Annotated in this window: 10 protein-coding genes and 1 riboswitch; of the genes, 8 read left to right on the forward strand and 2 right to left on the reverse strand. The window is 69.6% G+C overall.

Going from position 1 to position 14,959, the window contains the following annotated elements:
• Positions 1-158 precede the first annotated feature (158 nt).
• The 5 genes from FVF75_RS14465 (at position 159) to FVF75_RS14485 (ending at position 4,862) form a co-directional block, all read left to right on the forward strand.
• Complete coding sequence (locus FVF75_RS14465; protein ID WP_166128263.1) at positions 159-548, forward strand: DUF1636 family protein; 390 nt, start codon at positions 159-161, stop codon at positions 546-548.
• On the forward strand, positions 545-1,525 hold the full coding sequence (gene cobD, locus FVF75_RS14470; RefSeq protein ID WP_246138100.1) for a threonine-phosphate decarboxylase CobD: 981 nt from the start codon (positions 545-547) through the stop codon (positions 1,523-1,525). Before FVF75_RS14465 ends, cobD begins: the two co-directional genes overlap by 4 nt.
• Positions 1,522-2,430 carry an adenosylcobinamide-phosphate synthase CbiB gene (gene cbiB / locus FVF75_RS14475; RefSeq protein WP_148379268.1) on the forward strand — a complete coding sequence of 303 codons (909 nt, stop codon included), beginning with the start codon at positions 1,522-1,524 and terminating at the stop codon, positions 2,428-2,430. The genes cobD and cbiB overlap by 4 nt, the downstream gene beginning before the upstream one ends.
• A gap of 47 nt (positions 2,431-2,477) precedes the next feature.
• A complete protein-coding gene (locus FVF75_RS14480) occupies positions 2,478-3,689 on the forward strand; it encodes a lytic murein transglycosylase (RefSeq protein WP_148379270.1) in 1,212 nt (403 codons plus the stop codon).
• 330 nt (positions 3,690-4,019) lie between these two features.
• The gene (locus tag FVF75_RS14485) at positions 4,020-4,862 is read left to right on the forward strand and encodes a hypothetical protein (protein WP_148379272.1); all 843 of its coding nucleotides are present in this window, start codon (positions 4,020-4,022) and stop codon (positions 4,860-4,862) included.
• On the opposite strand, the gene FVF75_RS14490 is transcribed toward FVF75_RS14485, so the two are convergent.
• Complete coding sequence (locus FVF75_RS14490; protein ID WP_148379274.1) at positions 4,863-5,336, reverse strand: YbjN domain-containing protein; 474 nt, start codon at positions 5,334-5,336, stop codon at positions 4,863-4,865.
• 68 nt (positions 5,337-5,404) lie between these two features.
• The gene (smc, locus tag FVF75_RS14495; protein ID WP_148379364.1) at positions 5,405-8,860 is read right to left on the reverse strand and encodes a chromosome segregation protein SMC; all 3,456 of its coding nucleotides are present in this window, start codon (positions 8,858-8,860) and stop codon (positions 5,405-5,407) included.
• 202 nt (positions 8,861-9,062) lie between these two features.
• Positions 9,063-9,292: riboswitch (cobalamin riboswitch) on the forward strand.
• Between the two features lie 32 nt (positions 9,293-9,324).
• Between smc and FVF75_RS14500 the strand changes: the two genes are divergently transcribed.
• The 3 genes from FVF75_RS14500 to cobN all read left to right on the forward strand — a co-directional run bounded on the left by FVF75_RS14500 (position 9,325) and on the right by cobN (position 14,903).
• Positions 9,325-9,990 carry an energy-coupling factor ABC transporter permease gene (locus tag FVF75_RS14500; RefSeq protein ID WP_148379275.1) on the forward strand — a complete coding sequence of 222 codons (666 nt, stop codon included), beginning with the start codon at positions 9,325-9,327 and terminating at the stop codon, positions 9,988-9,990.
• 79 nt (positions 9,991-10,069) lie between these two features.
• Positions 10,070-11,131 (forward strand): cobalamin biosynthesis protein CobW, encoded by a 1,062-nt coding sequence (gene cobW, locus FVF75_RS14505; protein ID WP_148379277.1) that lies wholly within the window; start codon positions 10,070-10,072, stop codon positions 11,129-11,131.
• An 85-nt stretch (positions 11,132-11,216) separates the two neighbouring features.
• Positions 11,217-14,903, forward strand: a complete 3,687-nt coding sequence (gene cobN, locus FVF75_RS14510) for a cobaltochelatase subunit CobN (RefSeq protein WP_148379280.1) — start codon at positions 11,217-11,219, stop codon at positions 14,901-14,903.
• The last annotated feature ends 56 nt before the right edge of the window (positions 14,904-14,959 follow it).

The following is a 14,959-nucleotide window of genomic DNA, read 5'->3' on the forward strand; positions in this document are numbered from 1 at the left end:
TCCTGACCGCGATGTTGCACAGGCGCTGACGGAAACCTAGCCCGGCCTTGCTAAAGGTTTAACGTTTTCGTGAGTTGCGACACACAAGCGGCGGCTTCCAGCCGAGTTGCGGTTGGCGGGGAAATCCTGTTCAAACGGCAAAACCGCCGGAGAGCCCCATGCAGACAGACATGCCGACCACCTGGATCACCATCTGCGATACCTGTAAACGCGACGACTGGGCCGAGCGTGGCGCGATGGCCACCGACGGCGAGGTCTTTGCCGCGATGATCGAGGCGGCGGCGGCGGGCACCGGGCTGCGCACGCGGCGCACCGCCTGCCTGATGGGGTGCGATCATTCCTGCAACATCGCGGTGCAGGCGGCGGGCAAGCTGGCCTACACGCTGGGCCGCTTCGAGCCGAGCGCGGAGGCCGCCGAGGGCGTCGTCGCCTGGGCGATGGGCCATGCCGCCAGCGTCACTGGGCAGGTGCCGTATCGCGACTGGCCCGCGGCGGTGAAGGGGCATTTCGTCACCCGCCACCCGCCCTTGCCGGAGAAGGACGGATGAGCCTGCCGATGACCTTCGACGAGCGCGATCACGGCGGCGGGCTGGATGCGGCGGTGGCGCTTTATGGCGGGACGCGGGCGGACTGGATCGACCTGTCGACCGGCATCAACCCGCGCCCCTATCCGCTGCCCGATCTGCCCGGGTCGGTCTGGACGGCGCTGCCGGACACGGGCGCGGTGCGGGCGCTGGAGCGTGCGGCGCGTGATTTCTGGATGGTGCCCGAGGGGGCGGCGGTGCTGGCGTCGCCCGGGGCGTCGGTTTTGATCGCGGGCATTCCGAGGCTGGCCACGCCGGGCCGGGTTCGGATCGTCGAGCGCAGCTATAACGAGCACGCGGCGGCGTTTCGCGCGGCGGGCTGGGAGGTGCTGCACAGCGAGCCCGGGGACGCGCGGGCCGAGGCGCGGGTGGTGGTGCATCCCAACAACCCCACCGGGATGATGTGGTCGGGTGAGGACGAGGCGCCGGGGCGCGGGCTGGTGGTGATCGACGAGAGCTTTTGCGAGGTGGTGCTGGGCAACACCCGCGTGCGCGACATGGCCGAACGGCCCGGTGTGGTGATCCTGAAATCGCTGGGCAAGTTCTGGGGGCTGGCGGGGCTGCGGCTGGGATTTGCCATTGGCGACCCGCGCCTCATCGCGCGGCTGCGCGAGATGCTGGGGCCGTGGCCGGTGTCGGGCCCGGCGCTGGCGGTCGGGCGCGCGGCGCTGGAGGACATGGGCTGGGCCAACCGCACCCGCCAGCGGATGCATGTGGACGTGGCGCGGCTGGATGCGCTGGTCGAGGCGCGGGGCGGCGAATTGGTGGGTGGCACGGCGCTGTTTCGGCTCTACCGCGTCGATGACGCGGCGCGCTGGCAGGCGCGTCTGGCGAAAGGCCGGGTGTGGTCGCGGGTGTTTCCCTATGATGCGACCTGGCTGCGGCTGGGCCTGCCGCCGGAAGATCGCTGGGACCAGCTCGAGGCGGCGCTCGGGCGATGAGCCAGCCGCTGATCCTGCTGGCCGCGCTGTTGCTCGACGCGGCGATGGGCGAGCCGGAGGCGCTGTGGTCAAGGCTGCCGCATCCGGCGGTCCTGATGGGCCGCGCGGTGGGCTGGGCGGACCGGCAGATGAATCACGGCGCGGGCCGGGTGGTGACGGGCGCGGTGGCGCTGGCCGGGCTGGTGGCGCTGGCCTGGGGCTTGGGCATGGTGCTGGGCTGGTTCGGCTGGGTGGTCGAGGTCGTGGTGGCCGCGATCCTGCTGGCGCAACGCTCGCTGGTCGAGCATGTCGACGGGGTGGCCGACGCGCTGCACCTGTCGCTTGCGGATGGGCAGGCGGCGGTGGGCCGGATCGTGGGGCGCGATACCGCCGGGATGGGGCGCGAGGATGTCGCCCGCGCGGCGATCGAGAGCGCTGCCGAGAACCTGTCGGATGGCGTCGTCGCGCCGGCGTTCTGGTTTCTGTTGCTCGGGTTGCCGGGGCTGATGGCCTACAAGATGGTGAACACCGCCGACAGCATGATCGGCTATCGCACGCCCGAGCATGAAGCCTTCGGCAAGGCCGCCGCCCGGCTGGACGATGTGCTGAACTGGGTGCCGGCGCGGCTGACCGCGCTGATCATCCACCTGGTGCGCCCGCGGCGCGGCGGCTGGCAGGTGATCCGGCGCGACGCACCCCTGCACCGCTCGCCCAACGCCGGCTGGCCCGAGGCGGCGATGGCGGTGGTGCTGGGCGTGGCGCTGTCGGGGCCGCGCAGCTATGACGGCGCGCAGCGCGATTATCCCTTCGTCAACCCGGACGGAGCGCGCCGGATCGGCCCGGCCGAGATCGACGCGGCGGTGTCGGTTCTGTGGCGGGTCTGGGCAGGGATCGCGGGGCTGATCCTCGTGATCGCTGTTGTCTGATGCGCCAGCCCTGCTAGGGTGAGTGCTGGACAGTGTAAGAGGGTTTCATGCGCACGTTGTTTTCCGCACTCATTTTCGCCATGCTCGCCAGCGTGGCCTCCGTGGCCCAGGCCCGGACCGCGACCGCGATCCCGCCGCCGATCGTGCAATGTGGCGGCGATTTCGCCAGCTACGTCGGGCGCATGAAGCAGGAGGCGCTGCGGCGCGGCCATGCCCCCGCGACGGTCGACGCGTTCTTTGCCTCGGTGCGCTTTGACCAGGCCACGATCAACGCCGACCGGGCGCAGGGCATCTTCAACAAGGGCTTCGTCGATTTCTCGCGCAGCCTGATCTCGCAATACCGGATCGACGCCGGGCGCTCGAACCTGCAGAAATACCGGGCGGTGTTCGACGCGGTCGAAAGCCGCTATGGCGTCAGCCGGGGCGTCCTGGTCGCGTTCTGGGCGTTCGAGACCGATTACGGCGCGTTTCAGGGCGATTTCAACACGCTGAATTCGCTGATGACGCTGGGGTTCGATTGCCGCAGGCCGGGGCTGTTCCAGCCGCAGGTGTTCGCGGCGCTGCGGCTTTACGAGAAGGGCGATTTCGACCCCGCCACCACCACCGGCGCCTGGGCGGGCGAGATCGGGATGGTGCAGATGCTGCCGGGCGACATCCTCGACAGTGGTGTCGATGGCGATGGCGACGGGCATGTGCGGCTGAAAAGCTCGGCGGCGGATGCGCTGTTGTCGGGGGCGAACATGCTGCGCAAGCTGGGCTGGCGCGCGGGCGAGCCGTGGATCGAGGAGGTGATCCTGCCGCAGGGGTTCGACTACTCCAAGACCGGGACGCACCAGAAGATGCGGGTCGGCGACTGGGCCGCGATGGGGGTGCAGGCGCGCGACGGGCAATTGGCCGCGTCGGGGATGTCGGCCTCGGTGCTGGTGCCGCAGGGCCATGGCGGCCCGGCCTTCATCGCCTATCCGAATTTCGACGTTTATTTCGAGTGGAACCAGAGCTTTACCTACGTGATGACCGCCGCCTATTTCGCCACGCGGCTGGAGGGCGCGCCGGTGTTCAACGCGGGCAACCCGTCGCCGCCGCTGTCGGGATCGCAGATGCGGGCGTTGCAGCAGAAGCTTCAGGCGCGCGGGCACGATGTCGGGGCGATCGACGGCATTCTCGGGGCGGGCACGCGGCTGGCGGTGCAGAAGGAACAGATGCGTCTGGGCCTGATCGCGGACAGCTGGCCGACGTTGGAGCTTCTTAACCGTCTTTGAACGTCGGGTTTACCGAATCGAAAGCCGCATGGTATAGTGTGGCCATCGAAAGTGGTCTCAGAGTTCTCACTGAAACCAAGTGCCCCGCGGAGTGGTAGCTCCGCGGGGCTTCTCTTTCAGGGCCGGATTACCAGCCTTTCCAGAGCCGGATGATTGTTGCCACGAGCGTTGCCGCGGCGATTGTCACCATCCATTTGCGAAAGTGATCCTCTTTAAGAGTTCTCACCTCCTTTAGCCGCGAAGTGTCGCGGCGGGGCAATTTGACTCAAACTTGATGAATGCCGGGTTAAGGCCTGATACCAAGGGGCAGATCCGACGCGCGAGGACAAGGTGGACGGCGAAGTTGCACAGCTTGCGGCCCTGGTGATCTCGGCCAATCACCGGCTGGCCCATCCGGGCGACCCGATGCGCTGGTTCGCCTCGCAGCGGGCCTTTGCGCGCTGTGGCTCGATCAGCTTCGAGGCGGCGACCAAGCGGCGGGTGGGCAAGCCGGTGCTGGTGCCGGTGGCCGAGACCCCGCCGGCCTGGCTGGACCAGCTCGCGCGCTCCGGTACGGCGCGGGTGGTGCTGGGGTTCGAGCGGCAGGATGAGGAAATCGTGGTCGGCGAGACCATCCCCGACCGGATCGCGGCGGGTTTCGCGGGCGGCGGCAGCCTGTGGACGATGACAACCGAAACCGGCGACGGCAACGCGCTGGGATGGCGCGCGGCCTGGCGGGCGGCGTTTCCCGAGGCGCGCGACGGGCGGCATTGGGCGGTGACCTATACCGCCATCGCCGCCGAGCCGCAGCCGCTGGGCCGCAGCGTCGAGGCCGCCGCGACCGAATTGAAACACGCGCTGGCCGAGATGAGCGAGTTCGCCTGGTCGCATGACGTGAAACAGGCCAACGTGATGGTCACATCGGCGCTGGCGCTGCTGGACGGCGCGAAAGACCCAATGGCCCTGTCGCGGCCGCGCAGCCCCGCCGACACCCTGCCCGACGACGCGCGGCGGTTGCTGTTTGCCGCGCAGCGGGGCTGGATCTTCGACGACATGGAGCTTTGGGCGACGACCGAGTTCGACCAGAAGACCTGGCGCGATCACGCCCGCCGCGCCGAGGCGCTTTACGACGCGGTGACCGCCGCCATCGTGGCCGCGGTCAACGCCTCGGTGCCGCCGTCGGGGCCGGCGTGATCACCAGCCGATGAACTCTTCGAATTCGTCGATCCGATCGAGCCAGAGGCTCATCAGATCGCTGAAATCGCGAAAGCTGATGCCGTCGAGGCTGGTGGCGACATCCATCTCCATCCGCAGCGCGCCATCGTCGGCGGCATAGGCGCGGGTGAACCGGCGTTCGCCGCTGTTCCATTCGTTCAGTTGCTCGAGCGAGACCGAACCGTCGATCTTGTAGCCGACGTAGAACTGCACCGACAGGCAGTCGGTGTTGTCGGTGCAGTCGTAGAAGAACAGCGCGCGGGTCTCGTCGCCGTCGCGGAACTCGATCAGCGGATCGCCAACCGCGTCGGCGGTCAGTTGCGCCGGGATACCTTCCTCGAAGAAGAAGTTCACGAAGGTCTGCGGGTCCGAGGCCAGCACGTTCTCGGCCATCGCCGCGCCGCCCAGTGTCGTCGCCAGAGCGGCCCCGGCCAGTGTTGTTGTAAATCGCATCCTGTTCCCTCCAAAAAAAATATTGCCAAGACCTTAGCCCGAACCCGGCGGCAATCAACTGATCTGGCTCAAGCCACCAGCGCTTCGGCCTTTTTCAGGTCGACGCTGACCAGTTGGCTGACCCCCTGTTCGCCCATCGTCACGCCGAACAGCCGGTCCATCCGGCTCATGGTCACGGCGTGGTGGGTGATGATCAGGAACCGGGTATCGGTGCGGCGGCACATCTCGTCCAGGAGATCGCAGAAGCGGGTGACGTTGGCGTCGTCGAGCGGCGCGTCGACCTCGTCGAGCACGCAGATCGGGGCCGGGTTGGCGAGGAACACGGCGAAGATCAGGGCCAGCGCCGTGAGGGTCTGTTCGCCGCCCGACAACAGGCTGAGCGTCGACAGCTTCTTGCCCGGCGGCTGGCACATGATCTCAAGCCCGGCCTCGAGCGGATCGTCGCTTTCGACCAGCACCAGGTTGGCCTCGCCGCCGCCAAAGAGGTGCGAGAACAGCAAGGCGAAGTTGGAATTGACCTGCTCGAACGCGGTCAGAAGGCGCTCGCGCCCCTCGCGGTTCAGGCTGGCGATGCCGGCGCGCAGTTTGCGGATGGCTTCCTCGAGGTCGGATTTCTCGCTGACCAGGGTGTCATGTTCCACCTGCACCTCGCGGGCGTCCTCCTCGGCGCGCAGGTTGACCGCGCCCAGGGCATCGCGCTGACGTTTCAGGCGGTTCACGTCGTGTTCGATATGCTCGGAGGTGGGCATGGTGTCGGGGTCGTCGCCAAGTTCCTCCAGCAGCCCGGCGGGCGTGGTTTCCTGGTCTTCGGCGATGCGCTCGGCGGCGTAGGCGACGGTTTCGCGGGCGGCCTCGGCGCGGGCCTCGGTGCGGGCGCGGGTCTCGCGGGCCTCGCCGGCGTGGCGCTCGGCGTCGCGCTCGTCGTTCGTCGCGGCGCGCAGCGCGGTTTCTGCCGTGCTGAGGGCATCGGCGGCGCGGGCGCGGCGGGCCTCGGCGTCGGATATGGCGCGGGACAACTCCTCGCGCTTGGCGGCCAGTTCGGCGGGGGCGGCGGTGGCCTCCTTCAACTCGGCCTCGGAGGTCTCTTTGCGCTCGCCCAGTTCCGCGATGCGCTTGCCTGCGGTCTCGAGCCGGTGACGCCAGCCGGAGATTTCCTTGGTCACCTCCTGCGCGCGGCGGGTCCGGGCCTCGCCCTCGCGCTTCACCTCGTCATGGGCGGCGCGGCGGGTCATCATCGTCATCCGGGCCGCTTCGACGGTTGTTTTCACGTCCTCGACCTCGGCGCGGGCGGTGTCGAGATCGCCCAGGTCGGCGGCGGCGGCCTCGGCTTCGGTCAGGCGTTGGCGCGCGCCCATCGCCTCTTCGTCGTGGCGCGCGACGGCAAGGCCGAGGCTTTCAAGCTTGCCCTCGGCGATGTTGCGGTCGGCCTCGGCGCGCGATTGCGCGCGGTTGGCCTCGGTCACGGCGCGGTCGGCGTCCCGGCGGGCATCGCGGGCGGCGCGGTCGGCCTCGGTCGCCTGCGCCAGGGCCTTGCGCAGGGTCTCGTGGGCGTGCATCGCGCCATCGGCACGGGCCGAGGCGCGTTCCAGTTCCTGCTTGAGTTCCTCGAGCCGGTTGAGTTGCTCCAACCGCAGGGCGGCGGTCGAGGGCGCATCCTCGGCCCCGGCGCGAAAGCCGTCCCAGCGCCACAAGTCGCCCTCGGTCGAGACCAGCCGCTGACCGGGCCGGAGCCTGGGTTGCAGACGCGCGCCGTCGTCGGGGTCGACCAGCCCGACCTGCGCGATGCGCCGGGCCAGAACCTCGGGCACGGTGACATGGTTGGACAGCGCCACCACGCCCTCGGGCAGAAGCTGCGGATCGGGGTAGCCGGGCAGCGCGACCCAGCCGGAGGGCGCGTCGTCTTCGATGGCGGGCGCGCGCAGATCGTCGGCCAGCGCCGCCCCCAGCGCCTTTTCAAACCCCGGTGCGACGCGCACGAGGTCGAGCACCTGCCCGCCCTCCTGGGTGTCGCGCTCCAGAAGCCGGGCCAGCGCCATCACCTCGGCGCGCAGCGCGTTCACCTCGCCCTCGGCCTCGCTGCGTTCGCCGCGCGCCTCGGCCTCGCGGGTCTGGGCCTCGGCGCGGGCCTCGTCGGCGGCGATCAGGTCGGCCTCGGCGGCCTCGGCGCGGGCGGCGGCCCCGGATTGCGCCACCTCGGCCTCGGCCAGCGCCGCGCGGGCGGTGTCGAGCGCGCCCTGGGCCTCGGCCATCGCGGCGCGGGCGCGGCTGGCCTCGGCCTCGGATTTCTCCAGCGTCTTTCGGTTGTCGTCGATCAGGCGCTGGGCCGACTGGTGGCGGGCGGCAAGGCGGGCCACGTCCTCGGTCAACTGGGTCAGCGCCTCTTCGCGCTCGCCCAGCACCCGGCCCGCCTGGCGCGCCGCCTCGGCGGCGTCCGACAGGCGCTCATCATGGCCGACGCTGGCCTTGGCAAGCTCCTGGCGTTCCCACTCCAGCCCCTCGATGGTCTCGCCGGCGTCGCGGTTCAGGGCCTCCTCGCGGTCCATGTCGCGGCCAAGCTGTTCGATACGCGCGACCAGCGTTTCGATGCGGCCCTTGGCCTGCGCCTCCTGGTCGGCCAACTGGTCGCGCCCGACCTGAAGCCGTTGCAGAACCGCCGCGGCGATCGCCTCTTCCTCGCGCAGCGGCGGCAGCTTGTCCTCGGCGGCGGCGCGGGCCTTGGCGGCGTTGCGCGCGGCGACCTCGGCCTGCCCGGCAGCGCGGACCTTTTCCGACAGATCGGCCTCGGCCCTGGCGCGGGCCTCGTCGGCCTCTTTCCAGCGGCGATACAAAAGCAGCCCTTCGGACTTGCGCAGTTGCGCCGAGATTTCGCGGTAACGCGCCGCCTGGCGGGCCTGGCGTGCCAGTTGCGCCAGTTGCGTCGCCAGCCCCTCGATCACGTCATCGACGCGGGTCAGGTTGGTTTCGGTGCCCTTGAGCTTCAACTCGGCCTCGTGCCGACGCTGATACAGGCCCGAGATGCCGGCGGCTTCCTCGAGGATGCGGCGGCGCGATTTCGGCTTGGCGTTGATCAACTCGGCGATCTGCCCCTGCCGAACCAGCGCCGGCGAATGCGCCCCGGTCGAGGCATCCGCGAACAGCATCTGCACGTCGCGCGCGCGCACGTCCTTGCCGTTGACCTTGTAGGCCGAGCCCGCATCGCGGGTGATCCGGCGCACCACGTCCAGGATATCGGAGTCGTTGAAACCCGAGGGGGCCAGGCGTTCGGAATTGTCCAGCGTCAGCGCGACTTCGGCAAAGTTTCGCGCCGGACGGGTGGCGGCCCCGGCGAAGATCACGTCCTCCATGCCGCCGCCGCGCATCGCCGAGGCGCGGTTCTCGCCCATCACCCAGCGCAGCGCCTCCAAAAGGTTCGACTTGCCGCAGCCGTTGGGCCCGACAACGCCGGTCAGCCCGTCCGAGATCACCAGATCGGTGGGGTCGACGAAGCTCTTGAAGCCATTGAGTCTGAGACGCGCGAACCGCAAACGGCCACCCTCGGTGTGATTCCTCTGAACCGGCATTGTCCCGGTGCCGCCGCCCCGAGTCAACGCGTCCGCCCCACGATCTGGGCCGGTGCAGCGGGTTGTCCACAATATATTGTCGGCTCAACGGCGATTGCGTCGCGCGCCCGGTCGCTTTCGGCCCGCCACCCGGCGCAATCGCGCTTGACGCCCGCCCCCGCGCCGCGCCACAACGAAGGGGCATGGTTCCCGCTCAGAGCGCAAAGCGCCCAGGGAGAATAGGGAATGCGGAAAGGGTGACCCAAGCCGGGGCCCTCAGCCGCAGCCGCCCCCGCGACTGTACGCGGCGAGCGTGCGCCGGATGCCACTGGGGACAGCCTTCGGGCGAACCCCGGGAAGGCGGCGCCACGTTTTGACCCGCGAAGCCAGGAGACCTGCCATGCCGACATCAACCCACCCGTCGGGGAGACGGGCAAAGGAGACTGAACATGCATATCAATCCCGGCCTCATTGACGGCGCCAAGATGATTCTGGCCTATGGCACCGGCGCAACCGCAGCCCTCTATGGCGCCCGCCTTGCCTGGGAGACGCTGAAAACCTCGGGCGCCGCTTCGCTTGCGGCCCGCAGCGTGATCGCCACCGGCGCGGTCCTGTCGTTCTTCCAGCTTCTGCCGCACCCGCCGGTGGGCGTGTCCGAGGTGCACCTGATCCTCGGCTCGACGCTGTTTCTTATGCTGGGGGCTGCACCGGCCGCCATCGGCCTGACGCTCGGGCTTCTGCTGCAGGGGCTGTTCTTCGCCCCGTTCGACCTGCCGCAATACGGTGCCAACCTGACGACGCTCCTGGTGCCGCTGTTCGCGATGGTGGCGCTGTCCCGTCGGATCATCGCGCCGGGAACCGCCTATGTCGATCTGAGCTATGGCCAGGTCGCGCGGCTGTCGGCCACCTACCAGGGCGGGATCGTCGCCTGGGTGGCGTTCTGGGCCTTCTACGGCCAGGGCTTCGCGGCGTGGGAATCGGTCGCCACCTTCGGCGCGGCCTACATGCTGGTGGTGCTGATCGAACCGCTGGTCGACCTTGCCGTGCTGGCAGCGGCGAAATCGCTCAGCGGGCTGGAAAAGACCGGCCTCGTCACGCCGCGCCTTTACGGCTGATCCCGACCGACATCGGCAACAATCGCACCGGGGCCGGATGGCTCCGGTGCTTTCCCGTATTCCCCGGAGCCTTTCAGACATGCAGAAAATCCCCGCCACCGTCGTCACCGGCTTTCTCGGCGCCGGCAAGACCACCTTGATCCGCCACATGCTCGACAATGCGAACGGCAGGCGGATCGCGCTTATCATCAACGAGTTCGGCGACCTTGGCGTCGACGGCGACATCCTCAAGGGCTGCGGCGACGAGACCTGTTCGGAGGACGACATCTTCGAACTGTCCAACGGCTGCATCTGCTGCACCGTGGCCGAGGATTTCATCCCGACGATGGAGGCGCTGCTCGCCCGCCCCGACGCGCCCGACCATATCGTGATCGAGACCTCGGGGCTGGCGCTGCCGCAACCGCTGGTGCGTGCCTTTCAGTGGCCGCAGATCGCCACCCGCGTGACCGTGGACGGCGTCGTTACCGTGGTCGACGGCAAGGCGGTGTCCGAGGGGCGCTTTGCCGCCAACCTCGCTGCGGTCGATGCCCAGCGCCGGGCCGACGACAACCTCGACCACGAAACCCCGCTGTCGGAACTGTTCGCCGACCAGGTCAACGCCGCCGACATGATCGTGGTGAACAAGACCGACCTCCTGGACGAGGGCGAAGCCGACGCGCTGGTCGCCCGGCTGTCGGGCGAGGCCCGCGCCGGCGTTCAGGTCGTGCGCACCGCGATGGGGGTGCTGCCGATCGAGGTGATGCTGGGCCAGGGCGCGGCGGCCGAGGCCAACATGGATGGCCGCGACGAGCTGCACCATCACCACCACGACGACGATGACCACGACGACGATCACGATCACCACCACGACCATGACCACGACGACTTCGAGACCTTCGTGGTCGAGCGCGGCGAGATCGCCGATCCCGCAACCTTCGCCGAGCAGGTCGCGGGCGTGATCCGCCAGCACGATATCCTGCGGCTCAAGGGTTTCGCCGCTGTCGCGGGCAAGCCGATGCGCCTGACGCTGCAGGCGGTCGGCCCGCGCGTCGACACCTATTACGACCAGCCGTTCGGCACCGCGCCGCGCGCCACGCGGCTGGTGGTGATCGGGCAGGCGGGGCTGGACCACGCGGCCATCGCCGCGGCGCTGAGCGCATGAGGCCGGCGGGCAGGGGCGCCCTGCGTCTTCATCTTGGTCCAAATACTCGAACGCGGCCTCGCCACGGGCAACGCGGCCCGATCTGATGCACCTGCTCGCCGCCACCCCCGGCCAGATCGACGATGGCAAGGAGCCGGTCGATCTGGGCCAGACCCCCGCCGACGTGGTGTTCATCTCGGCCGCCGATACCGAGTTGGCGGCGCTGTCGCTGGCGCGTTCGGACATGGCCGATCCGCCGGGGCTGCGGCTGGCCAACCTGACACACCTGGCGCATCCGATGTCGGTCGATCTGCATATCGACGCCTGCGCACGCCACTCCCGGCTGGTGATCGCGCGGGTGCTGGGCGGGCAGGGCTACTGGCGCTACGGGGTCGAGCAATACGCGGCGCATATGTTCGAGGCCGGCGTGCCGCTGGTGCTGTTGCCGGGCGACGACAAGCCCGACCCCGAGTTGCAGGCACTGTCCACCGTGGCGGGCGACGACTACGCCGCACTCTGGGCCTACCTGGTCGAGGGCGGGCCGGAGAACGCGGTCAATTTCCTCGCCTACGCCCGCGCCATGCTGGAGGGCGGCGACAAGCCGGAGCCTGCCCGTCCGCTGCTGCGCGCCGGGGTGTTCTGGCCGGGGGCCGGGGTGTCCGACCTTGCCACCGCGCGCGAGGCGTGGCGCGACGGGGCGCCGGTGGTGCCCATCGTGTTCTACCGCGCGCTGGTGCAGGGGGCGGGGCTCGACCCGATCACGCGGCTGACCAAGGCGCTGGTGAAACGCGGGCTGAACCCGCTGCCGGTGTTCGTCGCCTCGCTGAAAGACCCGGTGTCGACCGCGACGCTGCAGGCGCTGTTTGCCGAGGCCGCGCCGGACGTGATCCTGAACTGCACCTCCTTCGCGGTCGGCTCGCCGCATGACGGCGACGACAGCCCCGAGAACCCGCTGACCATGGCCGAGGCGAAATCCGCCCCGGTGTTTCAGGTGGTTCTGTCGGGAGGAAGCGAGGCCGGGTGGGACGAGGGGCTGACCGGCCTGTCCGCCCGCGATATCGCGATGAACGTGGCCCTGCCCGAGGTCGATGGCCGGGTGCTGACCCGCGCGATCAGCTTCAAGGGCGAGGCGTTTTTCGACGAGGCCACCCAGTGCCCGATCGCCACCTACCGCGCCCGCGCCGACCGGGTGGTGTTCGTGGCCGACCTTGCCGCGAACTGGGCGCGGCTGCGTCGGGCGCCCGCGCCCGAACGCAAGGTGGCGCTGGTGCTGGCGAATTATCCCAACAAGGACGGGCGGCTGGCCAATGGCGTGGGGCTGGATACGCCCGCCGCCACGGTCGAGGCGCTGGGGGCGCTGGGGCGCGCGGGCTATGCCGTGGCGAATGCGCCCGCGACCCCAGATGCGCTGATGCAGGCGATGATGGCCGGGCCGACCAACTGGCTGACCGACCGCGCCAGCCGGGCGGGCGGCGTCGCGCTGTCGCTTGACGAGTATCGGAGCGCCTGGGAGCGGTTCCCCCATGAGCTGCGCACCCGGATCGAGGAGCGTTGGGGCGCGCCCGAGGCCGACCCGTTTTTTGACCCAGATGCGGGCTTCAAGCTGTCGGTGCTGTGCTTCGGCAACGTGGTGGTGGGGCTGCAACCGGCGCGCGGCTACAACATCGACCCGACCGAGACCTATCATTCGCCGGACCTGGTGCCGCCGCACAACTACATCGCCTTCTATGTCTGGCTGCGGCACGCATTCGGGGCGGGGGCCATCGTGCATATGGGCAAGCACGGCAACCTCGAATGGCTGCCCGGCAAGGCGCTGGCGCTGTCTGAGACCTGCCTGCCCGAGGCGGTGCTCGGCCCGGTGCCGCATGTCTATCCGTTCATCGTGAACGATCCCGGCGAAGGCACGCAGGCCAAGCGCCGGGTGCAGGCGGTGATCATCGACCACCTGACGCCGCCGCTGACGCGGGCCGAGACCTATGGGCCGCTGCGTGACCTCGAGGCGCTGGTGGATGAGTATTACGAGGCCGCCGGGGTCGATCCGCGCCGCATCGCGCATCTGAGGCGCGAGATCCTCAGCCTGTCCTCGACCACCGGGCTGGCGGTCGATGTGGGCATGACAGGGGCGGACGAGGATGGCGACCTGGCCAAGCTCGACGCCTATCTGTGCGAGTTGAAAGAGGCGCAGATCCGGGACGGGCTGCATGTTTTCGGGGTCTCGCCCGAGGGGCGGCTGGAGCGTGACCTGGTGCAGGCGCTGGTGCGGGTGCCGCGCGGGGATGGCAAGGGGGCCAATGCCTCGCTGATGCGGGCGCTGGCGGACGACCTGGGGCTGGAGTTCGATCCGCTCGATTGCGAAATGGCGGCGGCGTGGGACGGGCCGAGACCGGATGTGCTGACCGGCGAGGGCCGGTGGCGGTCGAACGGCGACACGGTCGAGCGGCTGGAGGGGCTGTCGTCGCGGTTGATCGACGGCGAGGCGGTGGCGCCGGGACCGATGAGCGCCGCGGTTCTGGGTGCGATCACCGAGACCGTCCGCCCCAACGTGCGCGCCTGTGGCCCGGCGGAAATGGCCGGGCTTCTGACCGCGCTGGACGGGCGGTTCGTGGCCCCCGGCCCGTCCGGTGCGCCGACGCGCGGGCGGCTCGATACGCTGCCCACCGGGCGCAACTTCTATTCCGTCGACAGCCGCGCGGTGCCGACCCCGACCGCCTGGGCGCTGGGCTGGAAATCGGCCTCGCTGCTGATCGACAAATACCTCCAGACCGAAGGGGACTGGCCGCGCGCCATGCTGGTCACCGCCTGGGGCACCGCCAACATGCGCACCGGCGGCGACGACATCGCGCAGGCGCTGGCGTTGATGGGGGTGAAGCCGAAATGGGACGCCGCCAACCGGCGCGTCACCGGCTTCGAGATCATCCCGGCGACGGCGCTGGGCCGGCCGCGCGTCGATGTCACGCTGCGCGTCTCGGGGTTTTTCCGCGATGCCTTTCCCGGCCTGATCGCGCTGGTCGATTCGGCGGCGCGCGCGGTGATGGCGCTGGAGGAGCCCGACGAGGACAACCCGGCAGCGGCGCGGGCGCGGGCGGGCGAGGGGACAGCGCGGGTCTATGGCTCGAAACCGGGGGCCTATGGCGCCGGGCTTCAGGCGTTGATCGACGAGCGGTTGTGGAAGACACGCGACGATCTGGGCGAGGCCTATCTCGACTGGGGCGGCTATGCCTACGGCGCGGGGGGCGAGGGGCGGCGCGACCGGGTCGGGTTCGAGGAGCGGCTGGGCCAGACCGAGGCCATCGTGCAGAACCAGGACAACCGCGAACACGATGTGCTGGATTCGGACGATTATTATCAGTTCGAGGGCGGGGCCGCGGCGGCGGTGGCCGCGCTTCAGGGGCGCGACCGGCCGATCTATCACAACGACCACTCACGCCCCGAACGCCCGGTGATCCGCACGCTGGACGACGAGATCGCGCGCGTGGTGCGCTCGCGCGTGGTCAATCCGAAGTGGATCGAAGGGGTCAAGCGCCACGGCTACAAGGGCGCCTTCGAGATCGCGGCGACGGTGGATTACCTGTTCGCCTTCGCCGCCACCACCGGGGCGGTGCGCGATCACCATTTCGACATGGTCCACGCCGCCTTCCTCGAGGACGAGGCGACGCGGGATTTCATCGCAGAGGTGAACTCGCCGGCCTTGCGCGAAATTGCCGAGCGGCTGGCCGAAGCGATCGAGCGGGGGTTGTGGATGCCGCGGTCGAACTCGGCGCGGGCGCTGATCGAGCGGTTGAGAGGCGCTTGACGCAGGTCAAGGGCGGCGACGGGCCGGGCGGATAGACTGCGCGCGCAACGGAGGGG

Origin of the sequence: Maritimibacter fusiformis (assembly GCF_008086115.1) — a bacterium.
GTDB lineage: Bacteria > Pseudomonadota > Alphaproteobacteria > Rhodobacterales > Rhodobacteraceae > Muriiphilus > Muriiphilus fusiformis.

Bases quoted from the DNA above. Each gene is read 5' to 3' on its own strand.
- FVF75_RS14465 (WP_166128263.1), top strand. From the start codon at position 159: ATGCAGACAGACATGCCGACCACCTGGATCACCATCTGCGATACCTGT.
- cobD (WP_246138100.1), top strand. From the start codon at position 545: ATGAGCCTGCCGATGACCTTCGACGAGCGCGATCACGGCGGCGGGCTG.
- cbiB (WP_148379268.1), top strand. From the start codon at position 1,522: ATGAGCCAGCCGCTGATCCTGCTGGCCGCGCTGTTGCTCGACGCGGCG.
- FVF75_RS14480 (WP_148379270.1), top strand. From the start codon at position 2,478: ATGCGCACGTTGTTTTCCGCACTCATTTTCGCCATGCTCGCCAGCGTG.
- FVF75_RS14490 (WP_148379274.1), bottom strand. From the start codon at position 5,336: ATGCGATTTACAACAACACTGGCCGGGGCCGCTCTGGCGACGACACTG.
- FVF75_RS14500 (WP_148379275.1), top strand. From the start codon at position 9,325: ATGCATATCAATCCCGGCCTCATTGACGGCGCCAAGATGATTCTGGCC.
- cobW (WP_148379277.1), top strand. From the start codon at position 10,070: ATGCAGAAAATCCCCGCCACCGTCGTCACCGGCTTTCTCGGCGCCGGC.
- cobN (WP_148379280.1), top strand. From the start codon at position 11,217: ATGCACCTGCTCGCCGCCACCCCCGGCCAGATCGACGATGGCAAGGAG.